The sequence below is a fragment of the Listeria innocua genome, from assembly GCF_028596125.1.
GTDB classification, from domain to species: domain Bacteria; phylum Bacillota; class Bacilli; order Lactobacillales; family Listeriaceae; genus Listeria; species Listeria innocua.
The window spans coordinates 1288768-1313999 of record NZ_CP117229.1; the positions used below are offsets into that span (position 1 = coordinate 1288768).

Annotated in this window: 22 protein-coding genes and 1 pseudogene; 18 read left to right on the plus strand and 5 right to left on the minus strand. The window is 37.7% G+C overall.

Annotated elements, in window-relative coordinates:
* The first annotated feature begins 42 nt into the window (after nucleotides 1-42).
* From dxs to PQQ29_RS07070, 10 genes and pseudogenes are all read left to right on the plus strand, one after another.
* Nucleotides 43-1963: pseudogene (gene dxs, locus PQQ29_RS07025) on the plus strand (1-deoxy-D-xylulose-5-phosphate synthase).
* The gene (locus PQQ29_RS07030) at nucleotides 1960-2784 is read left to right on the plus strand and encodes a TlyA family RNA methyltransferase (protein ID WP_003771733.1); all 825 of its coding nucleotides are present in this window, start codon (nucleotides 1960-1962) and stop codon (nucleotides 2782-2784) included. Before dxs ends, PQQ29_RS07030 begins: the two are co-directional and overlap by 4 nt.
* Nucleotides 2785-2974: 190 nt before the next feature.
* Nucleotides 2975-3424 (plus strand): transcriptional regulator AhrC/ArgR, encoded by a 450-nt coding sequence (ahrC, locus tag PQQ29_RS07035; RefSeq protein WP_003766793.1) that lies wholly within the window; start codon nucleotides 2975-2977, stop codon nucleotides 3422-3424.
* A gap of 22 nt (nucleotides 3425-3446) precedes the next feature.
* On the plus strand, nucleotides 3447-5138 hold the full coding sequence (gene recN, locus PQQ29_RS07040) for a DNA repair protein RecN (RefSeq protein WP_003766795.1): 1692 nt from the start codon (nucleotides 3447-3449) through the stop codon (nucleotides 5136-5138).
* Nucleotides 5139-5267: 129 nt separating this feature from the next.
* Nucleotides 5268-6134, plus strand: coding sequence for a phosphate acyltransferase (locus tag PQQ29_RS07045; protein WP_010991518.1), 867 nt, complete (start codon nucleotides 5268-5270; stop codon nucleotides 6132-6134).
* A gap of 136 nt (nucleotides 6135-6270) precedes the next feature.
* Nucleotides 6271-7338: a butyrate kinase gene (gene buk, locus PQQ29_RS07050; RefSeq protein ID WP_185589993.1), complete on the plus strand. Its 1068-nt coding sequence runs from the start codon at nucleotides 6271-6273 to the stop codon at nucleotides 7336-7338.
* A 13-nt stretch (nucleotides 7339-7351) separates the two neighbouring features.
* Nucleotides 7352-8779 (plus strand): dihydrolipoyl dehydrogenase, encoded by a 1428-nt coding sequence (gene lpdA / locus PQQ29_RS07055; RefSeq protein ID WP_033533055.1) that lies wholly within the window; start codon nucleotides 7352-7354, stop codon nucleotides 8777-8779.
* 24 nt (nucleotides 8780-8803) lie between these two features.
* Nucleotides 8804-9799, plus strand: a complete 996-nt coding sequence (locus PQQ29_RS07060; protein ID WP_003762136.1) for a thiamine pyrophosphate-dependent dehydrogenase E1 component subunit alpha — start codon at nucleotides 8804-8806, stop codon at nucleotides 9797-9799.
* 16 nt (nucleotides 9800-9815) lie between these two features.
* Nucleotides 9816-10799, plus strand: a complete 984-nt coding sequence (locus PQQ29_RS07065; protein ID WP_003729885.1) for an alpha-ketoacid dehydrogenase subunit beta — start codon at nucleotides 9816-9818, stop codon at nucleotides 10797-10799.
* A gap of 30 nt (nucleotides 10800-10829) precedes the next feature.
* A complete protein-coding gene (locus PQQ29_RS07070) occupies nucleotides 10830-12080 on the plus strand; it encodes a dihydrolipoamide acetyltransferase family protein (protein WP_010991521.1) in 1251 nt (416 codons plus the stop codon).
* 157 nt (nucleotides 12081-12237) lie between these two features.
* Here the strand turns inward: PQQ29_RS07070 and prli42 are convergent, their stop codons facing one another.
* The gene (prli42, locus tag PQQ29_RS07075; RefSeq protein WP_087942097.1) at nucleotides 12238-12333 is read right to left on the minus strand and encodes a stressosome-associated protein Prli42; all 96 of its coding nucleotides are present in this window, start codon (nucleotides 12331-12333) and stop codon (nucleotides 12238-12240) included.
* Between the two features lie 121 nt (nucleotides 12334-12454).
* Between prli42 and PQQ29_RS07080 the strand changes: the two genes are divergently transcribed.
* The 4 genes from PQQ29_RS07080 (at nucleotide 12455) to PQQ29_RS07095 (ending at nucleotide 17430) form a co-directional block, all read left to right on the plus strand.
* Entirely contained in the window at nucleotides 12455-13549 is a 1095-nt protein-coding gene (locus tag PQQ29_RS07080) for a M20/M25/M40 family metallo-hydrolase (protein WP_010991522.1), read from the plus strand.
* Between the two features lie 144 nt (nucleotides 13550-13693).
* Nucleotides 13694-15112: an NADP-dependent phosphogluconate dehydrogenase gene (gene gndA, locus PQQ29_RS07085; protein WP_003727468.1), complete on the plus strand. Its 1419-nt coding sequence runs from the start codon at nucleotides 13694-13696 to the stop codon at nucleotides 15110-15112.
* Between the two features lie 189 nt (nucleotides 15113-15301).
* Nucleotides 15302-15982: a response regulator transcription factor gene (locus tag PQQ29_RS07090; protein WP_003719652.1), complete on the plus strand. Its 681-nt coding sequence runs from the start codon at nucleotides 15302-15304 to the stop codon at nucleotides 15980-15982.
* The gene (locus tag PQQ29_RS07095; RefSeq protein ID WP_003771747.1) at nucleotides 15979-17430 is read left to right on the plus strand and encodes a HAMP domain-containing sensor histidine kinase; all 1452 of its coding nucleotides are present in this window, start codon (nucleotides 15979-15981) and stop codon (nucleotides 17428-17430) included. Before PQQ29_RS07090 ends, PQQ29_RS07095 begins: the two co-directional genes overlap by 4 nt.
* 36 nt (nucleotides 17431-17466) lie before the next feature.
* On the opposite strand, the gene PQQ29_RS07100 is transcribed toward PQQ29_RS07095, so the two are convergent.
* The 3 genes from PQQ29_RS07100 to PQQ29_RS07110 all read right to left on the minus strand — a co-directional run bounded on the left by PQQ29_RS07100 (nucleotide 17467) and on the right by PQQ29_RS07110 (nucleotide 18979).
* Entirely contained in the window at nucleotides 17467-18294 is an 828-nt protein-coding gene (locus tag PQQ29_RS07100; protein ID WP_003771748.1) for a membrane protein insertase YidC, read from the minus strand.
* Between the two features lie 36 nt (nucleotides 18295-18330).
* Nucleotides 18331-18612 carry a hypothetical protein gene (locus tag PQQ29_RS07105; RefSeq protein ID WP_010991524.1) on the minus strand — a complete coding sequence of 94 codons (282 nt, stop codon included), beginning with the start codon at nucleotides 18610-18612 and terminating at the stop codon, nucleotides 18331-18333.
* Nucleotides 18613-18697: 85 nt separating this feature from the next.
* Complete coding sequence (locus PQQ29_RS07110) at nucleotides 18698-18979, minus strand: acylphosphatase (RefSeq protein ID WP_003771753.1); 282 nt, start codon at nucleotides 18977-18979, stop codon at nucleotides 18698-18700.
* 139 nt (nucleotides 18980-19118) lie between these two features.
* Here PQQ29_RS07110 and PQQ29_RS07115 point away from each other — a divergent pair, with 139 nt between their 5' ends.
* Nucleotides 19119-19466, plus strand: coding sequence for a DUF1033 family protein (locus PQQ29_RS07115; protein ID WP_003766820.1), 348 nt, complete (start codon nucleotides 19119-19121; stop codon nucleotides 19464-19466).
* Nucleotides 19467-19505: 39 nt separating this feature from the next.
* A complete protein-coding gene (gene fni / locus PQQ29_RS07120) occupies nucleotides 19506-20582 on the plus strand; it encodes a type 2 isopentenyl-diphosphate Delta-isomerase (RefSeq protein WP_010991525.1) in 1077 nt (358 codons plus the stop codon).
* A gap of 41 nt (nucleotides 20583-20623) precedes the next feature.
* Here the strand turns inward: fni and trhO are convergent, their stop codons facing one another.
* Nucleotides 20624-21583 (minus strand): oxygen-dependent tRNA uridine(34) hydroxylase TrhO, encoded by a 960-nt coding sequence (gene trhO / locus PQQ29_RS07125; RefSeq protein ID WP_010991526.1) that lies wholly within the window; start codon nucleotides 21581-21583, stop codon nucleotides 20624-20626.
* A 251-nt stretch (nucleotides 21584-21834) separates the two neighbouring features.
* On the opposite strand from trhO, the gene PQQ29_RS07130 reads away from it, so the two are divergent.
* Both PQQ29_RS07130 and PQQ29_RS07135 read left to right on the plus strand, forming a co-directional pair.
* Nucleotides 21835-22761, plus strand: a complete 927-nt coding sequence (locus PQQ29_RS07130) for a YitT family protein (RefSeq protein ID WP_003727465.1) — start codon at nucleotides 21835-21837, stop codon at nucleotides 22759-22761.
* Nucleotides 22762-22911: 150 nt separating this feature from the next.
* Nucleotides 22912-25200 carry an FtsK/SpoIIIE family DNA translocase gene (locus tag PQQ29_RS07135; protein ID WP_010991527.1) on the plus strand — a complete coding sequence of 763 codons (2289 nt, stop codon included), beginning with the start codon at nucleotides 22912-22914 and terminating at the stop codon, nucleotides 25198-25200.
* The last annotated feature ends 32 nt before the right edge of the window (nucleotides 25201-25232 follow it).

The window sequence follows — 25232 nt, forward strand, 5'->3', positions numbered from 1 at the left end:
GAAAAAGACTTTGCATGTATTCATGCGAGGACTCTTTGGAAAGTGAGTTGTTTTTATTTGGATCTTTTAAAAATAAAGGATCCTTCCTTTATGAAACAATTGGATATACAAGAATTAGAAGCACTTGCGGCGGATATTCGCGCTTTTTTAATTACTTCTACTTCCAAATCAGGAGGGCATATTGGGCCTAATCTTGGTGTGGTAGAACTAACGATTGCGCTGCATTACACTTTTAATAGTCCAAATGATAAATTTATTTGGGATGTGGGCCACCAGTCTTATGTGCACAAAATCCTAACTGGAAGGGCGAGTCAATTTGATACATTACGTCAGCACGGCGGACTAGACGGATTTCCAAAACGAAAAGAATCTATTCATGATGTATTTGAAACTGGCCACAGCTCGACTTCCTTGTCTGCTGCAGTCGGTATGGTTATTGCTAGAGATATAAAAAAAGAAGACTTTTATGTTATTCCGATAATCGGTGACGGGGCGCTCACTGGTGGGATGGCATTTGAAGCCTTGAATCATATAGGAGACATGGGAAAAGATATGATTGTTATTTTAAATGATAATGATATGTCCATTGCGCCTAATGTAGGAGCACTCCACAATGTCCTTGGAAAATTAAGAACTTCGAATACATTTCAACAAACAAAAACAAATATAGATAAATTAATGCGAAAAATTCCAACTGCCGGTGAAAAGTTAGCTGACACTGCTGAAAAAGCAAAAGACGGCATAAAACATTTGCTTGTAGAGGGTACTTTTTTTGAAGAATTAGGTTTTATGTATCTAGGACCGATTGATGGGCATAATTTAGAAGATGTTATTACCAACTTAGAAATAGCTAAGCGGACTAAAGGACCTGTACTCCTCCATATCATCACGAAAAAAGGAAAAGGGTACCAACCTGCCGAATTAGACTCCCGTGGCACCTGGCATGGTACAGGGCCATATAAAGTCGAAACAGGGAGCTTCATTAAGCCTGCTAAGACTGTCGCCTCATGGAGTTCTGTTATTAGTAATGAATTAATGCGTCTAGCAGCGAATGATGAACGTATCGTTGCCATAACTCCTGCCATGCCTGTAGGTTCCAAATTAGAAAAATTTGCTAAAACTTTTCCAGAACGTTTTTTTGATGTTGGAATTGCAGAGCAACATGCAACAACAATGGCGGCTGGTTTAGCAACGCAAGCAATGAAGCCTTTTCTAGCTATTTATTCGACATTTCTACAAAGAGCTTATGACCAGTTGGTTCACGATGTTTGTCGGCAAAAATTAAATGTCGTTATCGGGATTGATCGTGCTGGCCTTGTTGGAGCAGACGGTGAAACACATCAAGGTATTTTTGATATTTCTTTTCTAAATAGTATTCCAAATATGATTATCACGATGCCGAAAGATGAAGAAGAAGCTAGACAATTAATGGACACTGCTTTTGCTTATGATGATGGGCCTTTTGCAATTCGTTACCCACGTGGAAATGGACCGGGTAAAGAGCTTTCTGAATCTAGTAAGCTTATACCAATTGGCGAATGGGAAACGATTATTCAGCCTGTTGATGCTGTTATTTTAACTTTTGGACCAACGCTCGAACAGGCACTTAAAGCAGCTGAACAATTAGAGGATCTAGGTCAGCGTGTGGGTGTCATTAATGCACGTTTTATTAAACCGCTAGATGAAGCTTTATTACACCGAATTTTTAAGCAAAAAATCCCTATTTTAACAGTAGAAGAATCATTATTAAAAGGCGGATTTGGCGCAAGTGTGTTAGAATTTATGGAAGAAAATAATTATACGGATGTTACTATCCATCGTATTGGGTTGCCAGATGAATTCATTGGTCACGGTTCTGTCCCGCTAATTCTTGAATCCTATGGTATATCTCCAACTGGTATTGTATTAAAAATAAATGAAATGCTCGCACAAAGCGAGTAAGTTAAGGGCGAAGAAACTATGACAATAAAAAAAGAACGCGCAGATATTCTGCTAGTAGAACAAGGACTATTTGAAACAAGAGAAAAAGCAAAGCGTGCCATTATGGCTGGAATTGTTTACCGTAAAGAAGAACGTGTCGACAAACCTGGAGAAAAAATTCCGGCAGATAGCGAACTGCAAGTCAAAGGAAAACAAATGCCTTATGTGAGTCGTGGTGGCTTGAAATTAGAAAAGGCATTACAAGTATTTAATTTTGATGTGAAAGATAAACTAATGCTTGATATTGGAGCTTCTACTGGTGGTTTTACAGACTGTGCTTTGCAAAATGGGGCACGACATTCGTATGCGCTTGATGTTGGCTATAATCAACTTGCATGGAAATTACGTAATGATGAACGGGTTACAGTCATGGAGCGGACTAACTTTCGCCATGTGACGCCAGCTGATTTTACGGAAGGCTTAGCGGAATTCGCAACGATTGATGTTTCCTTTATTTCACTCAAACTTATTTTACCTGTACTTAGAACTGTGCTCGTAACAGGTGGCGATGTGATGACTTTAATCAAACCACAATTTGAAGCAGGACGTGAACAGGTGGGTAAAAAAGGAATAATTCGCGACCCAGCTGTACATGAAGCTGTTGTTGAAAACATTGCTCTATTTGCGCTTGATAATGGTTATGACTTGATGGGGCTTGATTTTTCACCAATAACTGGTGGAGAAGGAAACATTGAATTTATTGCGCATCTTAAATGGACTGGCAAAGAAACTGGTGAAAATCATTTAGAGCCAGCTGCAATTACAAAACTTATTACAAAAGCACATACTAAATTAGATAAATAATGTATACCGGAAAGCAGTGATGTTTTCCGGTTTTTGCTTTTACTATGCTGTTTATACTCATTTAAGCATGTATTTTCAATGTATAGAGTATTAAACTAGACTTTATTGCATAATTTTGCATTAATTCCGTGACTTTATGCGTTTTTTCGGATAAGATGTAAGTAGAAAATTATCGTGAGGTGAAGAAGGAATGAATAAAGGTCATCGTCATATTATTATTCGAGAATTGATTACATCTAATGAGATTGACACGCAAGAAGATTTAGTAGAACTTCTGTTAGAACGCGATGTTAAAGTAACCCAAGCAACCGTTTCCCGTGATATTAAAGAACTTCATCTAGTCAAAGTTCCAACACAAACTGGTGGCTATAAATATAGTCTCCCTGCCGATAATAGCTTTAACCCCCATCAAAAATTAAAACGCGCTTTAATTGATTGCTTTATTGGTATCGATACAGTGCAATTTATGATTATTTTAAAAGTAATGCCAGGGAATGGGAACTCTGTTGGTGCGCTAATAGATAACTTAGACTGGCCAGAAAAAGCAGGAACACTTTGCGGAGATGACACTTGTTTAATCATTTGTCGCTCAGAAGAAAATGCAAAAACATTAACAGATCGTTTTATAGATATGCTTTAAAAATTGTTGGAGGTGAAGGATTTTGCTTCAAGAAATGACAATTAAAAACTTTGCTATCATCGAATCACTCTCTTTAACTTTTCAAGAAGGGATGACGGTATTAACTGGGGAGACCGGCGCAGGTAAATCAATTATTATTGATGCGCTTGGTCTTCTTGTTGGCGGACGGGGATCGACTGATTTTATTCGCCACGGTGAGGAACGTTTGGAACTGCAAGGCTTATTTGCCCTAGCAGAAGATAATCTTGCCTGCCGTAATGCACTTTTGGAAAATGGAATAGATGCTTCGGATGATATGGTCGTTTTGGAACGTAGCTTATTTCGCTCCGGTAAAAATAGTTGCCGTATTAACGGAAAACTAGTAACTACGGTGTTGCTACGTCAAATCGGTTCTAAATTAATAGATATTCATAGTCAACATGAACACCAAGAATTAATGAATGAAGAATTTCATTTATCGTTACTAGATAGGTTTGCTGCTGATAAAATTAAACCCGCTTTAACGAAATATCAAACTAATTTTAAAGAGTACCAAACTATTTTGAGAGAATGGCAAAATTGGACGAAAAATGAGCGAGAACTTGCACAGCGGCTCGATATGCTTCGTTTTCAACAACAAGAAATCGAAAATGCAAATTTGCAAGCTGGGGAAGAAGATCGTTTATTAGAACAAAAAAATGTTTTAGCGAATTTTGAAAAGTTAAATGAAAACTTGCAAGGAGCGTATACAGCTATCCAAGGAGAACCGGGCGGACTTGAATTTATTGGAGAAGCAATGCGTCAGATGGAAGCGGCTGCGAGTATTCATACTGATTATAAAGCAGTTAGTGAAGCAATATCATCCAGTTACTATATGCTTGAAGACAGTATGAGCCAAATTAGACAATCGCTTGATCAGCTTGAATTCCAACCAGAAGAACTGAATCAAATTGAATCACGCTTGAATGATTTAAATCAACTAAAACGTAAATACGGTAAAACCATTGAAGATATTATTCAGTATGAAAAAGAAATTAGTACTGAAATGGAAAAACTGACGGATAGTGAGTCCCACGTTGGGCATTTAGAAACTAAAATGGCCACATTAAAAACAGAACTCACAAAACAAGCAAGTACACTCACTGACATCCGCAAAAAAGCAGCAACCACGTTAGAAAAACAAATTAAACAAGAATTAAATCAACTATATATGGAAAAAGCTATTTTCAGTGTTCACTTTGAGTCTGACAAAACAGAATTAACGGAATCAGGCCAAGACAGTGTCGTCTTCTATATGTCGACCAATCCAGGTGAGCCGCTAAAACCACTTGCGAAAATCGCTTCTGGCGGTGAGTTATCACGAATGATGTTAGCGCTAAAAACCATTTTTTCAAGACATCAAGGCATTACATCTATCATTTTTGATGAAGTGGATACGGGTGTAAGCGGACGTGTCGGCCAAGCGATTGCTGAAAAAATTTATGCAGTCTCTGTTGGTTCACAAGTTCTTTGTATCAGTCATTTGCCTCAAGTAGCTGCAATGGCCAATCACCATTACTACATCACAAAAAAAGTGCAAAATAAACGGACAACTACTTCCGTCACAATTTTAAAAGGCGAGCAAAAAGTAGAAGAAATCAGCCGTATGATTGCTGGGATAGAAGTGACTGAACTAACAAAACAACACGCGAAAGAAATGATTCAACAAGCTGAAAAAGTAAAACAAACCTATTAAAAAAACGAAATTGCTTGCATATCGAATAGTTTTTGCTTAAAATGAATAAGGTAGAAATTATTACCTGGTCATAAAAACAACTACTAATTCGAAATGCGGCTTTTTTGTGCGATAAAGGAGTTATTTTTTATGACAAGCAAAAGATTTTTCAAAGAAGTGGCAGAAACGAGTTCGCTGGTTTTTGCAGTAGCTGGAGCAGATGATGAAGTCGTTTTAGAAACCATCCGTCTAGCACTGGATCAAGGTTTAGGCAAGTTTCTTTTATTTGGAAAAAAAGAAGATCGAAGCTTAACGGCAAACGACAGCGTTACTTGGATTCAAGCGAATACAGCAGAAGAGGCAGCACAGGGCGCGATTTTAGCTGTGAAAAATAAAGAAGCAGATATTTTGGTCAAAGGATTTATTCCGACAGCTACTTTAATGCATCATGTCTTAAAAAAGGAAAATGAGTTGCGGACAGGGCAATTATTAAGCCAAATTGCTATTTTCGATATTCCGACATACCACAAGCCTTTATTATTAACAGATTGTGCAATGAATGTTGCTCCAAAAATAAATGAAAAAATAGCAATTACAGAAAATGCGCTGAATGTTGCTCAGAAAATTGGTATAACAAATCCAAAAGTGGCTTTACTTAGCGCGGTGGAAGAAGTTACCGAAAAAATGCCTTCTACGGTCGAAGCGAATGAAGTAGCAAATCATTTCAAAGGCAAGATAGATATTGCTGGTCCGCTTGCACTTGATGTAGCTATTTCAAAAGAAGCGGCACAGCATAAAGGGATTAAAAATAATGCGGCGGGTGATGCGGATATTTTAATTGCCCCTAATATTGAAACTGGAAATGCCCTTTATAAATCGCTCGTATACTTTGCGGGAGCTAGAGTTGGTAGTGCTATTGTCGGAGCAAAAGTACCGATTGTTATATCTTCCAGAAATGATACACCAGAAAATAAATTAGCTTCATTTATCCTAACTGTTAGAATGGTTGGAAAATAATGAAATAATGTGAATAGACGGACTTTAATGATATGAATGCAAAGGCTTTTATTTGATTACGCCCTACGTGTTACAATAGTCCTTGGGAAAATGATAACCTACAGCATTTTTCACAATTAAATTTGGAGGAAATCAAATGTCTTATGATGTTTTGACAATAAATCCTGGTTCCACTTCTACAAAACTCGCCGTTTATCATGGCGATAAAGTACTTTTTGAAGAAACAGTCAGACACACAATGCAAGAATTCGCCGACTTTAACAATGTACAGGAACAATTTGATTTTAGATGGCAAGTTTTGCGACGAGTGATTGATGCGTTTGGTTATGATGTAAATAAATTAGATGCAGTAGTTGGACGAGGTGGTTTGCTTCGACCAGTTGCTGGCGGTACATATATGGTTACTGAAAAAATGCTAGCGGATTTAAAAAACAACAAGTACGGTGAGCATGCTTCCAACCTTGGTGCTATGCTTGCTAAAAAATTAGCAGATAAGCTCGGAATACCAAGTTTTATCGTTGATCCCGTTGTAGTAGACGAAATGCAACCAGTAGCTAGATTCTCTGGAAATGAACTTATTGCTAGAAAAAGTATTTTTCACGCATTGAACCATAAGGCGGCTGGGCGAAAAATTGCCAAAGAGCTAGGTTCGGAATATGAGAAAATGAATTTTGTTATCGCGCATCTTGGTGGAGGTATTTCCGTTGCAGCACACAGACAAGGGAAAGCAGTGGATGTAAATAATGCACTAGATGGCGATGGTCCTTTTAGTCCTGAACGATCTGGTTCACTCCCAATGAATGATTTTTTAGAAGCATGTTTTAGTGGGAAGTGGACGAAACGTGAACTACACGAGCTAATCGTCGGCCGTGGCGGGATGATTTCTTATCTAGGAACAAATAGTATGTTAGATGTAGAAAATAAAGTTCAAGCTGGTGACGCGGATGCCATCAAAGCTTTTGATGCGATGGCTTACCAAGTTAGTAAAGAAATAGGCGCATGTTCCGTCGTTTTACATGGCAAAATTGATGCTATTATTTTAACTGGTGGACTTGCTAGAAGTGAACTATTTACAAGTAAAATTATCGAGCAAACAAACTGGATAGCCAGAGTAATTATAGAACCTGGAGAAGATGAATTAGAAGCTCTAAACAGTGGTGTACAACGTGTTCTCGCTGGAATTGAAAAAGAAAAAGTGTACTAAAGGAGGAGATAATGTGGCAACAGAATATGATGTAGTTATTCTTGGTGGGGGAACAGGCGGATACGTTGCAGCGATCCAAGCCGCAAAGAACGGACAAAAAGTAGCCGTGGTTGAAAAAGGAAAAGTTGGTGGAACATGTCTTCACCGAGGCTGTATTCCAACAAAAGCTTTATTACGTTCGGCTGAAGTATTGCAAACGGTTAAAAAAGCAAGCGAATTTGGAATTTCGGTAGAAGGAACTGCCGGAATAAACTTTTTACAAGCCCAAGAGAGGAAACAACAAATAGTAGACCAATTAGAAAAAGGGATTCACCAATTATTTAAACAAGGCAAAATCGACTTATTTGCTGGAACGGGAACTATTTTAGGACCTTCCATCTTTTCACCAACAGCCGGAACAGTTTCAGTTGAATTTGAAGATGGTTCAGAAAATGAAATGCTAATTCCTAAAAACCTAATTATTGCAACTGGTTCAAAACCTCGCACATTAAATGGTTTAACAATTGATGAGGAAAATGTATTATCTTCTGACGGTGCACTTAATTTAGAAACTTTACCAAAATCGATTATTATCGTTGGTGGTGGAGTTATCGGAATGGAATGGGCTTCGATGATGCATGATTTTGGCGTAGAAGTTACTGTGCTAGAATATGCGGACCGAATTTTGCCAACAGAAGATAAAGAAGTAGCGAAAGAATTAGCAAGACTTTATAAAAAGAAAAAACTAACAATGCATACATCTGCTGAAGTTCAAGCAGCTAGTTATAAAAAAACAGATTCCGGTGTGGAAATCAAAGCAGTCATTAAAGGCGAAGAGCAGACCTTCACAGCAGATAAAATGCTTGTTTCAGTTGGTCGTTCTGCCAATACAGAAAATATCGGATTACAAAACACGGATATTGCGACCGAAAACGGCTTTATCCAAGTAAATGATTTTTACCAAACAAAAGAAAGTCATATCTACGCGATTGGTGACTGTATTCCGACAATTCAACTTGCGCATGTAGCAATGGAAGAAGGGACAATTGCAGCCAATCACATTGCTGGTAAAGAAACTGAAAAACTCGATTATGACTTAGTTCCGCGCTGTATTTATACTTCTACTGAGATCGCAAGTGTTGGTATTACAGAAGAACAAGCAAAAGAACGTGGTCATGACGTTAAAAAAGGCAAATTCTTTTTCCGTGGCATCGGAAAAGCACTTGTTTACGGAGAATCTGATGGCTTTATTAAGATTATTGCTGATAAAAAGACAGATGATATTCTTGGTGTTAGCATGATTGGACCGCACGTAACGGACATGATTAGCGAAGCCGCGTTAGCACAAGTTTTAAATGCAACCCCATGGGAAGTGGGTAACACTATTCACCCGCACCCAACTTTATCAGAAAGTTTTAGAGAAGCTGCCCTTGCTGTGGATGGTAATGCAATTCATGGTTAATACAGCTTTAAAGGAGGAACAAAAATGACTTTAAAAGAAGCAGGTTTAACAGAAGATAAATTAATTAAAATGTATGAAACAATGTTAATGGCAAGAAGACTCGATGAGCGTATGTGGTTGCTTAACCGTTCTGGGAAAATTCCTTTTACCATTTCTGGACAAGGACAAGAAACAGCACAAATCGGTGCTGCATTTGCTTTTGATTTAGAGAAGGACTATGCCTTGCCGTATTACCGTGATTTAGCAGTCGTATTAGCATTTGGAATGACAGCAAAAGATATTATGTTGTCTGCCTTTGCTAAAGCGGAAGATCCAAACTCGGGCGGACGTCAAATGCCAGCTCACTTTGGTCAAAAATCTAATCGCATTGTTACTCAAAGTTCTCCTGTAACAACTCAATTTCCACATGCAGCCGGTATTGGTCTTGCTGCCAAAATGGCTGGAGATGACATTGCAATTTATGCGTCAACAGGTGAAGGATCTTCTAACCAAGGAGACTTCCATGAAGGAATCAACTTTGCATCTGTACATAAGTTGCCAGTTGTTTTCGTTATTCATAATAACCAATATGCGATTTCTGTACCTGCATCAAAACAATATGCAGCAGAAAAACTATCTGACCGGGCACTTGGTTACGGTATCCCTGGTGAGCGCGTAGATGGCTCGAATATGGGAGAAGTATATGCTGCCTTTAAACGTGCGGCAGATCGTGCAAGAAATGGCGAGGGACCAACATTAATCGAAACAGTTTCTTACCGCTTCACACCACACTCCTCAGATGATGATGATAGCAGTTATCGTTCAAGAGAAGAAGTCGACGAAGCAAAAGGAAAAGATCCGCTGAAAATTTTCCAAACAGAATTACTTGAAGAAGGTTATTTAACAGAAGAAAAAATTGCTGAAATCGAAAAAAGTATTGCTAAAGAAGTTAATGAAGCGACCGATTACGCGGAAAGTGCAGCATACGCTGAACCAGAATCATCTCTACTTTATGTATACGATGAAGAAGCGAATAGCTGATTAGGAGGGAATTTGAATGCCAGTCATTTCATATATTGATGCAATAACAATGGCGCTTAAAGAAGAAATGGAGCGCGATGATAAAGTATTTATTTTAGGAGAAGATGTAGGGAAAAAAGGTGGCGTTTTTAAAGCGACTGCTGGTTTATATGATGAGTTCGGTGAAGACCGAGTTCTTGATACACCACTTGCTGAATCCGCGATTGCTGGAGTTGGAATTGGAGCAGCGATGTATGGATACCGCCCAGTAGCAGAAATGCAGTTTGCTGACTTTATTATGCCAGCTGTGAACCAAATTATTTCAGAAGCTTCCAGAATTCGTTACCGTTCTAATAACGATTGGTCTTGCCCAATGGTTATTCGCGCACCTTTTGGCGGCGGGGTACACGGAGCACTTTATCATTCACAATCAGTCGAAAAAGTGTTTTTTGGACAACCTGGTTTAAAAATTGTCGTACCATCTTCCCCGTACGATGCAAAAGGACTTTTAAAAGCAGCGATTCGCGACAACGATCCAGTACTTTTCTTTGAACATAAACGTGCCTATCGTTTACTAAAAGGTGAAGTACCTGAAACGGATTATATTGTTCCTATTGGTGAAGCAAATGTTGTACGTGAAGGCGATGATATCACGGTCATTACTTATGGTCTTGCTGTTCAATTCGCCCAACAAGCAGCAGAACGGTTAGCTGCAGAAGGCGTAGAAGCGCACATTCTTGATTTGCGCACAATTTATCCATTAGACCAAGAAGCTATTATTGAAGCAACAAAGAAAACTGGTAAAGTACTTCTTGTAACAGAAGACAATAAACAAGGAAGTATCATTAGTGAAGTAGCTGCAATTATTTCTGAGCATTGTCTATTTGACCTAGATGCACCGATTGCACGACTTGCAGGACCAGATACTCCAGCGATGCCATTTGCGCCAACGATGGAAAAACACTTTATGATTAATCCAGATAAAGTTGCTGATGCAATGAAAGAATTAGCGGAATTTTAGACCCGTTTTAAATTAAAGGAGTGAAGACCCGTGGCAGTTGAAAAAATCACCATGCCCAAATTAGGGGAAAGTGTAACAGAAGGTACGATTAGTTCATGGTTAGTTAAACCAGGCGATACAGTTGAAAAATATGATGCTATCGCAGAAGTACTTACTGACAAAGTAACAGCAGAAATCCCATCTTCTTTTAGCGGGACAATTAAAGAAATTTTAGCAGAAGAAGACGAAACGCTTGAAGTGGGCGAGGTTATTTGTACAATTGAAACAGCAGATGCAGGAAGTTCTGAGCCTGCTGAAGAAGTAGAACAAACAGAAACAAAAGCTCCAGAAAAACAAGAAACAAAACAAGTGAAACTAGCAGAAGCACCAGCTAGTGGAAGATTTTCTCCAGCCGTACTACGAATTGCTGGTGAAAACAATATTGATTTATCCACTGTAGAAGGCACAGGTAAAGGTGGCCGAATTACAAGAAAAGACTTACTTCAAGTCATCGAAAACGGACCAGTAGCTACTAAAACAGAGGAACCAACAAATAGAGCACAAGAAAAAGCACCAACTCCTGCACCTGTTCGTTCCGCAGCTGGCGATAAAGAAATCCCAATCAATGGCGTAAGAAAAGCCATTGCTAAACATATGAGCGTGAGCAAACAAGAAATTCCGCACGCATGGATGATGGTGGAAGTAGATGCAACTGGACTTGTTCGTTACCGTAATACAGTAAAAGATAGCTTTAAAAAAGAAGAAGGTTATTCATTAACTTATTTCGCCTTTTTCATCAAAGCCGTTGCACAAGCATTGAAAGAATTCCCGCAACTTAACAGCACGTGGGCAGGCGATAAAATTATTGAGCACGCGAATATCAATATTTCGATTGCGATTGCAGCTGGTGATTTATTGTACGTTCCAGTTATTAAAAATGCAGACGAAAAATCCATTAAAGGCATTGCTCGCGAAATAAGCGAACTTGCTGGAAAAGCGCGTAATGGTAAACTAAGTCAAGCCGATATGGAAGGTGGCACTTTCACTGTGAATAGTACTGGTTCATTTGGCTCTGTTCAATCAATGGGCATTATTAATCATCCACAAGCAGCTATTCTTCAAGTGGAGTCCATTGTTAAACGTCCTGTCATTATTGACGATATGATTGCTGTACGAGATATGGTGAACCTATGTCTATCCATCGATCACCGTATTTTAGACGGCCTACTAGCTGGTAAATTCTTACAAGCAATTAAAGCCAATGTCGAAAAGATTTCCAAAGAAAATACAGCATTGTATTAAAAATGTTTTAATCTAGGTTTAGCGGGTATTGTTTAGTACATCTAGATCCATACCCCTAAACTCCCTAGATGTCTTGGGTAGTACTTTCGGGTGCTGCTCTTTTTTTGAGGAAAAAAATAAAAAAAGCCTGAACCAAATTGGCTCAGACCTCGGATGTCTATAAAAACATTAGTAACCCGGTTAAAACGCTGGATAATACAATCGCGATTAACATTAAAATAACGACAACGCGAACTACTTTTTTATTAGTCATTGCGGAAGAAAACTCCTCTCATAAAGCATTTCAGATATATCCATCTTACTTATAATTACAGTAAATTTCAAGTGGTTTATTTATTTTTTAAGCAAAAAGGAAGAATGTAGGTGAAAACAAGATGATAGCTAATGTAAAAAAATATTTTACAGAATTAATTCAAATCCCATCTGTTTCTGGGAAAGAAAAAGCAGTGTTAACTTACATAAAAAAACAAATAACAAAATTAAATATCCCCTACAGTTTAGATGAGGATAACGGATTAATTGCGCGAATTCCCGCAACAGCTGTGAAATTCCCGACCATTTTCTTTTGTGGCCACGTTGATACGCATCCAAATGCAGCTTCACCAGAATTTCAAGTAGAAGATGGCATATTTACTTCTCTAAATGGGACTTCTTTAGGGGCAGATGATAAAGCAGCAGTAGCAGCCATGTTAGCGGCAATGGATTATTTTAGTACAGAAGAAACGCCTCATGGGGAAATTGAATTCATTTTCACTACTAAAGAAGAACTGGGCATGATTGGGATGCGTTTATTTCCAGAAGAAAAAATAACAGCAGCGTATGGTTATTGTCTCGATGCTCCTGGAGAAGTTGGGAATTATCAATTACAAGCGAATACATTAGTTGCAGTTGATTTCACGATTGCAAGCCCTGATGCGACCCAGATGTCACCCATATCAGTAGCGAGAATGGCGCTTCATGCAACGAGACCAGGCCGGATTGACCGCGAGAACAGATGGGAAATCCAGTCGTTTTCTGGTGGAGTAAATGATGAAAATCAACAAGATGCCCAATTAGAAGTTCTGTTCAAATCTGCTGCTAGTTTTAGGAAGGCGTTACCTCATATCCAAACAATCAGAGAACGTTTTAATCAAACCTGTGAGAAATATGGCGCTACATTAGCAGAAGATACAAGACTTATTTACGAAGGCTACAAAATCCACCCGCAACATCCACTTATGAATATTTTTCAAAAAGCAGCTAAAAAACAAGCTTTAAAGACTAGCGAGATCTTTTTAGAAGGCGGTACTGATGCCAACGTGCTTAATGAAAAAGGCGTGCCTACAATGCTCTTATCAGCCGGTTATGTACATGCCCATTCAGAAAAAGAAACTATTTCCGTAGAGCAGTTAGAAAAACTGACACAACTCGTCATTGACTTAGCTGAATCGGCAAAAAATGAGAAAATTTTACTGAGAAAGCTAAATTAATAAAAAAAAGTCAAATAATTCGGATTGATTCATTGTCCAAGAAGCAATTCTTTGATATAGTAAATGATGTTGATACTTTTATGTGTCATGTTGAAGTAAGACAGATTTTTCTGCCTTAATAAACCGGAAAGGAAGAAGTGCAAAATGGCAAAACAAGAAATTGGCGTTATAGGAATGGGCGTTATGGGTCGTAACTTGGCTCTAAACATTGAAAGCCGCGGTCATACAGTATCTATCTTTAACCGTTCTACTGAAAAAACGAAAGCGGTTATGGAAGAAAATGCGGACAAAAAATTAGTACCAACTTATAGTTTAGAGGAATTTGTCGAATCTCTTGAAGTGCCTCGCCGTATCCTTATTATGGTAAAAGCTGGCGATGCTACAGATATGATGATTGAAGCAGTTAAACCTTTCTTAAACGAAGGCGATATTTTAATTGATGGCGGGAATGCTTTCTTTAAAGATACAATTCGTCGTAATAAGGAATTAAGTGAAGAAGGCTTTAACTTCATCGGAACTGGCGTATCAGGCGGAGAAGAAGGCGCACTTAAAGGTCCTTCTATCATGCCAGGCGGTCAACGCAAGGCATATGATCTTGTAGCTCCTATCTTACGTGAAATTGCTGCAGTAGCAGACGGAGAACCATGTGTGACTTATATTGGTCCAGATGGTGCCGGACATTACGTTAAAATGGTGCATAATGGTATCGAATACGGAGATATGCAATTAATCGCAGAAGCTTACACTATTTTGAAAGAAATCGGTGGATTAAGCCATGATGAACTTGCTGACGTATTTGAAGAATGGAATAACGGAGAATTAGATAGCTATTTAATCGAAATCACTAAAAACATTCTAAAAGTAAAAGACGAAGAAACAGGCAAACCAATTGTCGATGTTATTCTTGATAAAGCTGGACAAAAAGGAACTGGTAAATGGACTAGCCAAAGCGCACTTGACTTAGGTGTTCCACTTTCCTTAATTACTGAATCTGTATTTGCTCGTTACATTTCTGCACTGAAAGATGAACGCGTTTATGCGAGTACTGTTTTATCTGGTCCATCTAATTATCGTTTTGAAGGCGATAAAAAAGCATTTGTTGAATCTGTTCGCCGCGCACTTTATTTCAGCAAAATCGCATCTTATGCACAAGGTTTTGCACAAATGAGAGCAGCTAGTGAAGAGAACGATTGGGACCTACAATACGGCGAAATTGCGAAAATTTTCCGCGCTGGTTGTATTATCCGTGCTCGTTTCTTACAAAAAATTACTGATGCATATAATAAAGATAAAAATCTTAAAAACTTACTATTAGATCCATATTTCAAAGATATTGCGCATAACTACCAAGGCGACCTTCGTACTGTAGTAGCAGAAGCTGTCAAAGCTGGTATTCCAGTACCAACCTTCACTGCAGCAATCAGCTATTACGATAGCTATCGTTCTGAAGTATTATCTGCAAATCTAATTCAAGCTCAACGCGACTACTTTGGTGCTCATACGTATGAAAGAGTTGACAAACCAGGCGTATTCCATACAGAATGGCCACAAGTTGAAGATTGATTTAAAATTAAGCATCCACTTTCACGAGTGGATGTTTTTTTATGAGATTTAAATTAGTAAATAATGGTAAAGTGCTAAAAAATACAGGAAATATCTATTTATGCGCTATTATTAGTTGTTTTTGAGCCAAAGTTCGTTACAATAGTAATAGGAATATAGTGTAATGATCGAAAGAGAGGGTTAGGCCAAATGAATAGAATATTAATCGTAGAAGATGAAAAAAACTTAGCACGCTTTATTGAACTAGAATTACAACACGAAAATTATGAAACTGCTGTTGCTAATGATGGACGTGCTGGGCTAGAACTCGCACTAAATGAAGAATGGGATGCTATTTTACTAGACTTAATGTTACCACATTTAAACGGGGTAGAGGTTTGTCGTCGTGTACGCCAAGTGAAACAAACACCCATCATTATGATAACTGCGCGAGACTCTGTGATTGATCGCGTATCTGGACTTGACCACGGAGCAGATGATTATATCGTTAAGCCATTTGCAATTGAAGAACTACTTGCACGTCTGCGTTCACTATTACGCCGAGTAGAAAATGCAGAACAATCTGCTAAACAAACAACGCTACAATACCGCAACTTAATCGTTGAAAAAGAAAATCGGATTGTAAAACGCGATGAAGAAATTATTGATTTAACAAAACGCGAGTATGAACTACTACTTACTTTAATGGAAAATGTCAATATTGTTCTTACTCGGGAAGTATTACTTAACAAAGTATGGGGTTATGAAACAGAAGTAGAAACAAATGTAGTAGATGTATATGTTCGTTACTTGCGAAATAAAATTGATCATCCTGACGAAGAAAGTTACATCCAAACAGTTCGCGGGACTGGGTATGTGATGCGTACATGACAACTAGCCCATTCTCCTTAAAAAGTCGTTCTTTGAAATTTAAATGGACTTTTGGAGCTAGTGCAGCGATTTTTCTAACATTTTTCTTATTTTCCTATGCGATTTATCAAGGGATTGGGCAAATGTTGCTAAATGAAGAAGAACCGGAAGTAAAAGAACTGCTTCTAGCAACTACAAGTACGTTAACAAACCAAGATTTAACGGACAATGAGGAAATCAAATATTTATTTAATAACGATAAAACCGTTAATCGTAAATTACAAGATCAAGTGATTAATCTATACGATAAAGATGGTCATTTTATTAATAAGTATTATTTTTCCAGAAACCAAGATATTACGAGTATCGATTTTTCGCAGTATTTTGTTAGCGGCACGGATAAATTTATTATGAATAAGCCAACCATTGAAGGGCAGAAAATGATGACTGCACAAATGCCAATTGTGGCAGATGATAATACGACAGTGATCGGTTATGCGCAAGTGGTAAATCCGCTAACTTCCTATAATCGGATGATGGACCGGCTTCTAGTAACAATGATTTTGCTTGGAGCAGTAGCGCTCTTTATTAGTGGAATGCTCGGTTACTTACTAGCACAGAACTTCTTAAATCCACTCACTCGGTTAGCACGTACTATGAATGATATTCGTAAAAATGGTTTTCAAAAACGAATCGAAACGAAAACGAATTCCAGAGATGAAATTGGCGAATTGACAGTTGTTTTTAACGATATGATGACGCGAATTGAAACTAGTTTTGAGCAGCAAAAACAATTCGTTGAAGATGCTTCCCATGAACTGCGGACACCAGTTCAAATCATGGAAGGGCACTTAAAATTACTAACTCGGTGGGGGAAAGACGACCCGGCAGTACTGGATGAATCGTTAAATGCTTCGTTAACGGAATTAGAACGGATGAAAAAATTAGTACAAGAAATGCTCGATTTATCAAGAGCAGAACAGATTTCTCAAACGAAAGAATTACAAATTACCGATGTAAACGCAACAGTTGAGCAAGTGAGACGTAATTTTGAAGTAATGTATGAGAACTTTACGTTTACTTTAAAAGAAGATGATACGGATTTACGAGCGCTTATTCAACATAATCATTTAGAACAAATCTTAATTATTATTATGGATAACGCAGTGAAATATTCGGGTGATGGCACTGAGGTGGATATGCATGTCTATAAAGAACAAAAGCAAATCCATATTGATGTGCGCGATTACGGAGAAGGCATCTCACAAGAAGAAATTGATAAGATCTTTAATCGTTTCTATCGTGTAGATAAAGCCAGAAGCCGTGAAAAAGGTGGTAATGGCCTCGGACTTGCGATTGCTAAACAATTAGTCGAAGGATATTTAGGAACGATTAATGCGGTCAGTGAGCCGGATAAAGGTACTACTATAAAAATTACGCTTCCATACATTGAACCGAAATCCAAATAGAAAAACCGCAACCTTATAACGAGGTTGCGGTTTCTTTTATTTTTCTTTATTTTGTTCTTCTACAATTTGTTCAAATTCTTTTTCTTCTTGTTCCATTACTTTGATTTCTGGATGTTTATTCATATAAAGTTTCTTCGTTAGTAATGTTTGACCAGCTAAGAATAGTCCGCCGACAGCCCAATATAACGCTAGGGCAGAAGGAGCTGTGAAGGAAACGAATAAAATCATAATTGGCGACATTAAGCCGATAATTTTCATTTGTTTCTTTTGTTCTGGTGAATAACCAATCATGGAAACAAAATATTGTGCTAAGTAGACAAGACCTGCGATTATCGCAAGTACCATATCTGGTGAACCTAAGTTAAACCATAAGAATGTGTGACTAGCAATTTCGGAAGATCCGCGAATAGCATAATAGAACGCCATCAAAATCGGCATTTGAATAAGTAATGGTAGACAACCCATTTGCATCGGATTGATATTATACTTGGAATAAACGGCCATCATTTCTTTTTGAATATTTGCTTGTTCTTCTTTCGATGTAGCACGTTTTAGTCGAGCTTGAATTTCATCGATTTCTGGTTTGGCAACTGCCATTTTGGATTGCATGCCCATTTGAGCTTTAGCAGTACGTAAGTTTAGTGGCATGATGAGTGCACGGATAAGTAACGTTGTAATAATAATCGCAATCCCGTAATTACCCCCAACAAACTTTGCAACGAACATAATAAAGCTAGTAAATGGTTGGATTAGATAAGTACTGAAAAAACCATCTGTATTTTGTGACGGGTCCATACTACAACCTGTAAGTAATAGTAGAGCACCTAGTAATACGCTAATTAAAATAATATTTTTCTTTTTCAATGTTTCATTTTCCTCCTAAATAGTAAAATAATCATTTCATCTGTTGGAAAATGAAAAACTGTCTTCATCATCAGTAATGGCGCTACATTTCTTAGTAATAGCCAGCCAATTAATAATAAAATTAGGCGAGGTTCTAACAAAATGTGCTCGAAGTAAAGTCTTTACTGGCTTTAAGCAGGTAGCGTCAGCGGGTAGCACCATTTTCGGTTTTAATAATGTAATGGCCGACCAATAACTAAAAATCGTCAACATTAATAAAAACGTCACTGTGAGTGAAATGAATTCTGGTTCAAGTAAGATTTGCAAAATGGAAATCATGCCACGCAGTCGCTCCTTTCAAGGTTTTAGTACTCATTAACTATAATGCAAAAAGAGCTATAGCACAACCACTATTTTTGGATTTTTAATAAACAATATCAAACGTTTTTCGATCTTCAACAGGCGCACCTTTATAAATGTAAACATGTTCGATACGGCAACCAGGTGAAGGTCCTTTTTTTATTGCATCAATAAATTTATTTAAGTTTTCTTCTTCTGCAATTGCATGAATTTCAACGGAACCATCGTCTAAATTTTTCACTGTTCCACTAATGTCATATTTGTAAGCGACGTGTTTTGTTGTGTAACGAAACCCAACACCTTGTACAAATCCAGTTACTCTCAAAATCGCTGTATCTCTAGCCATGACGAAACCAACTCCTTTTATTTTTCCTTACTACCAGTGTATCTTTTTTTGTTGTTACTTTCAAAAATTTGCATTCCAGTATTTCAAAGGAGCTTATGCTATAATATGTGTATTATATTTAGTGTTGGGAGTTTTTGATATGACAAAATGGAATGTCTATCTAACTAAAGGAGAATACGAGCCTTGGTGGTTTTTTGAGGAATGGGAAACTTCTATTCAAGCAGACTTTACTTTTTCAGAAAAAGAAGCTGCGTTTGCGAAGTACCAAGAATTAGCAGAAGGTTTACTGAGAAATTACCCTAACCATCAAACAAAGAAAGATTGTTTGTTAGCGGCTTGGAATGAGGAAGAAGTAGAATATTGCGAAGACTGTGAAGACGATATTCAAACTTTTCATGGACTTATTTTATTTTTTAATGGAGAAGTATATCAACCAACTTCTGAAGAGAAAGAAACCATTTTTAAAAACGTTTTAACTTTTGCTTAAGGTTAGAAAGAAATTAGCGATTTTTTGGAGGATTAATACATGCAGAAGAACGATGACTTATTACGAGAACGCCGGAAAGACGAACATGTTGCTCTTGGTGTAAAGCAAAATGAGAACTTAGCTCCGTCGAGTTTAGAAGATATTCAATTGATTGGGACATCTATCCCGCGCTACAATGTGAAAGATATTGATCTAACAACAACTTTTTTAGGAGCAACAGTACCATTTCCATTTTATATTAATGCTATGACAGGAGGAAGCCGGCATACAAAGAGAATTAATGCCGAACTCGCTGAAATAGCTCGCGAAGTAGCTATCCCGATGGCCGTTGGTTCCCAGTCTGCAGCTCTAAAAAACAGTTCGCTAATAGATACATATCAAGTCGTTAGAGAAGTTAATCCAAAAGGTATCATTTTAGCCAACGTTAGCCCAGAAGTGGATATTCAAGACGGAATTCGCGCAATCGAAATGTTAGAAGCAGATGCGCTACAAATTCATATAAATCCTGCGCAAGAATTGGTGATGCAAGAAGGCGACCGTTCCTTTAGTCACTGGTTATCAAGAATCGAAGCATATGTAAAAAATTCTCCAGTACCAGTTGTCGTTAAAGAAGTTGGTTTTGGAATGACACGAGAGACTGTAAAGACTCTAGCTGAAATCGGCGTTACAACAGTAGATTTAGCCGGAAAAGGTGGAACTAACTTTGCGCAAATTGAAAATGATCGCCGCCGCGACCAAGCCTATAATTTTTTACTTGATTGGGGTATTTCAACTGGGCAAGCATTAATAGATATGCAACATGCTGACGCGCCAAAAATAGCATATTTAGCATCTGGAGGTATTAGAAATCCTTTAGATATTGTCAAAGCACTTGCGCTAGGAGCAGATAGTGTTGGGATGGCTGGGCAAATTATTTCTTCACTGAAAAAAGATGGCGTATCAAAAACAATCGAAAAGTTAGAACTTTGGAAAGAACAGTTGCGAGGACTCTTTGTTTTAGCAAATGCGAAAAATATTGCAGAACTAAAAGAAACACCATTAATTGTAAGTGGTGAACTTGCAAAATGGGGTAGTTTACGAGAAATTGATTTAGTTCAACTTGCAAATAGAAAATAAAAAAACCAGCAGCTATTCATTTAGCAATGCTGGTTTTTCGTTTATTGAACCGTTTCCGGTAAAGTTTCATCAATCGCTTGAAGTCGTTCTGTAAATTCTTCTTTAGATAATTCTTTTGTATAAAGATTTGCCGGGTGAACGCGGCATTCATGCGAACAACTACGCAAATATTTTTTTTCGTTTTCTAAAGAAGCGAGAATTTGTTTATTACAATATGGATTTGCACAATTGATGTAACGTTCGCAAGGTGTTCCGTCAAAGTAATCTTTCCCTACAATAGTAGGATTTACTTGGTTAATTGGAACGGCGATTCTTTCATCAAAGACGTACATTTGTCCATCCCATAGTTCGCCTTTTGTTTCTTCATTTTTACCGTACGTTGCAATGCCGCCATGAAGTTGACTTACATCTTCAAAGCCCGCAGTTTTCAACCAGCCAGAAAATTTCTCGCAGCGAATTCCACCAGTGCAATAAGTAACGATTTTTTTATCTTCTAGTTGATCGCGATTATCTTCAATCCAGCCTGGTAGTTCACGGAAGTTCTGAATATCTGGGCGAACTGCACCACGAAAATGGCCAATATCAAATTCATAATCATTCCGAGCATCTAAAATAACAGTATCCTCGTCTAGTAGTGCATCGCGAAATTCAGCAGGTTCTAAATAATCACCTGTAATTTCAAGTGGATTGACATCTTCTTCTAAACTTAAACTAACAATTTCAGCACGAGGTCTGACATGCATTTTTTTGAAAGCATGGGAGTCAGCCGCGTCAATTTTAAATACCATATCAGCGAAGCGAGCGTCATTTGCCATATAATCCATATATTTGTTTGTTGCTTCAACTGTTCCCGAAACGGTGCCATTAATCCCCTCAGTAGCCACCAAAATCCGGCCTTTTAACTCCATTTCTTTGCAAGCAGCAAGATGCTCTTTTGCAAAAGTTTCTGGATCATCAATCGTTGTGTATTTGTAATATAACAACACTTGATAGTCACTCATAATCTTATCACCCTTCAAAATGTATTTCATGTGTAAGAAAAATTCTCCACAAGTTTGCGCATTAATACTATACTATAGCAAATTAAGACTGGCAAGTAACCGAACCGTAAAATAAATGCTTCTTATAGTTAACTATATGTACAAGTACAAAACAGCTATGGTATACTTATTAAATATGAAGCGAAAATTTTGTTGATGAAAGCAAATCCTGTTTTCATTGCCTAAAATAAAGAATGAAGTAAGGATTGGGCGTGAGCTATGTGCAAATAAATGAATCGTTTATGGAAGAACTAGCTTTAAAAAAAGTAAAACAAGAACGCAGAAAAAGACTGAAGTGGTTTGTTTATAAATTTCTAATGATTACCTTTGGGGCGATTTTAATGGGGGTAGGTTTAGAACTTTTCCTTGTAAACAACCGAATTTTAGATGGTGGAGTCGTTGGTATTTCCATTATTATTTCTCAGTTAACACCGCTACCTTTAGGGGTTTTAACTTTTGTACTTAATATTCCATTTTTCATTATTGGTTACCGGAAAATCGGAAAAGTTTTTGCACTTTTTACTTTGTACGGGATTGCAGTTATGTCGATCGTGACACTTGTTTTACATGATATGGACCCAGTGACAGATGATTTATTACTTGCGACTGTTTTTGGTGGAATGACACTCGGTCTTGGTGTAGGACTTGTTATTCGTAATGGTGGAGCACTTGACGGGACTGAGATTATTTCCATCATCATCAACGGAAGAACACCATTTTCAACCGGGCAAATTATTATGTTTATCAATATTGTGATTTTCATCGTTGCTGGACTTGTATTTAACTGGGACAGAGCTATGTATTCATTAATTACGTATTTCCTTGCGTATAAAGTTATTGATATTGTTATTCAAGGTGTAGATGAATCGAAAAGTGCTTTTATTATTAGTCGCTATTACGAGGAAATCGGTGCAGAAATCATGGAGCAACTAGGAAAAGGCGTAACATACTTAGATGCAACTGGTGGATACTCTGGTGATGTAAGAAAAGTAGTTTTCGTTATCGTCTCAAGATTTGAAGAAGTGAAAGTGAAAGCTATTCTGGACGAAATAGATCCAGATGCCTTCTTAGCTGTCGGGGGAAGCATGTCAGAAGTCCGCGGCGGAAAGCTGATGAATACGAAAACACCACACCTATAACAAATCTAAAACCATATGTCTCTTACTTGAGATATGTGGTTTTTTGACGAAAGGAAACATTTGTTTGTATAATAGGGCTATAGTATGAGCTACAGGACGGATAGATGTGCTATAATAAAACAAGCAAAAAAGGAATAGGTGGGACTTGAAATGGCGACACAAAAGAAAAAAACGGCTGGGCGAAAGAAAACGTCCACACGTTCAAAAAAGAAAAAATCAGCTTCTTTTCGTTTAGAGATAACGGGTGCTGTTCTGATAGCAATAGGGATAATCGGGATTTTACAATTAGGTTTTGTTGGCAGAGGTTTCTTTGCCCTGGCTGAAATGTTTGTTGGTCTTCTTAGTTATGTATTACTTGCTGGGAGTATCGTTCTCGGCGGATACATGGTAATTAGAAGAAAGATGCCACACCTTTTTAGCAAACGATTAGTAGGTGTTTATCTCATTGTTTTAGGGTTTTTAACATATATACATATGTATTTCATCATCCATAATTTAGGTGCCAATGCGCCTGTTGTTTCTAGTACATGGAAATTAGTTCTAGAAAATTTATTTAGACCAAATCAAGTAGGTTTTGTTGGTGCAGGAATGATTGGGGCTGCTATTACTTCAGTTACCTATTTCTTACTAGACCGACTTGGAACAAATATTATTGCCATTCTTTTAATCATTTATGGATTTTCACTAGTATCAGGTATTTCTGTACGCCAATTCTTCTCGAAAATTACTGAATTCGTTCGCTACTTATTTTCAAAAGGAAAGGCTGCTAAGGAAAAAGGGAAAGAAGTAAAAGCTAAACGAGATAAAAAGAAAGCGGAAAAATTAGTTGAAGTAGAAGCGGATGAAGTAATCGAGGTAAGCCAACCAATAGATGCTTCAAAAGAAGAAAAAACACCGCCAATTATTTCGAATTTTAGTTCTAAAGTAGAACAAGAAAAAGCCCCTCTAGAAGAAAAAACAGAGTCCGATGTGAAAGAAAAAGATTTAGAAATGTTCCAACAAGAGTCTTTTGAAAATGAAATCTATCAATTACCGTCAGTGGATATTTTAGAACCTGCCAAAGTAACTGATCAAAGTAAAGAATACGATCAAATTAAAGTTAATGCGAAAAAATTAGAAGACACATTCGAAAGTTTTGGTGTGAAAGCAAAAATCACTCAAGTGCATCTTGGGCCAGCCGTTACAAAATATGAAGTGCAACCGTCAGTCGGAGTCAAAGTGAGTAAAATTGTTTCCTTAAGTGATGATATTGCGCTTGCTTTAGCAGCGAAAGATATTCGCATTGAGGCGCCAATTCCTGGTAAATCAGCAATTGGAATTGAAGTAGCAAATCAGAATGTAGCGATGGTTTCTTTACGGGAAGTACTAGAAAATAATCCGAAAAATAACCCAGATGAAAAATTACAAATTGCTCTTGGTCGAGATATTTCTGGTGAAGCAATGATGGCAAGTCTTGATAAAATGCCCCATTTACTTGTAGCGGGGGCGACTGGTAGTGGTAAATCGGTTTGTATTAATGGGATTATTACGAGCATTTTGCTTCGAGCTAAACCACATGAAGTAAAAATGATGATGATTGATCCAAAAATGGTTGAATTAAATGTTTATAATGGTATCCCGCATTTACTAGCACCAGTTGTTACTAATCCCAAAAAGGCAGCTCAAGCTTTACAAAAAGTAGTTGCTGAAATGGAGCGGCGTTATGATTTATTTTCGCATACAGGCACACGAAATATGCAAGGTTATAATGATTACGTAAAAAAACATAATGAACTTAACGAAGAAAAACAACCGGAATTACCATTTATTGTTGTGATAGTAGATGAGTTAGCTGACTTAATGATGGTTGCTTCTAACGATGTAGAAGATGCGATTACACGACTTGCGCAAATGGCACGTGCCGCGGGAATTCATTTGATTATCGCGACTCAACGTCCATCTGTGGATGTAATTACTGGAGTCATTAAAGCGAATATCCCATCTCGAATCGCTTTTGCAGTATCAAGCTCGATAGATTCAAGAACAATTCTTGATATGGGTGGAGCAGAAAAACTACTAGGTCGCGGAGACATGTTGTTACTACCAGTCGGTTCTAGTAAGCCAACTCGTATTCAAGGCGCCTTTTTATCAGATAAAGAAGTAGAAGATGTAGTTAATTATGTTATCTCGCAACAAAAAGCACAGTACAACGAGGAAATGATTCCTGATGATATTCCTGAAGTTGAAGGAGAAGTAACGGATGAACTTTATCATGAAGCAGTCGAACTAGTTGTAGAAATGCAAACAGCTTCCGTTTCGATGTTACAACGAAAATTCCGAATTGGTTATAACCGGGCAGCCAGATTAATTGATGAAATGGAGCAAAGAGGAGTAGTTGGACCTCATGAAGGTAGTAAACCGCGACGAGTCAATGTGGAACTTCCTCCAGATATAGAATAAATAAAAAGAGGTTGCGACTAAAATCGCAACCT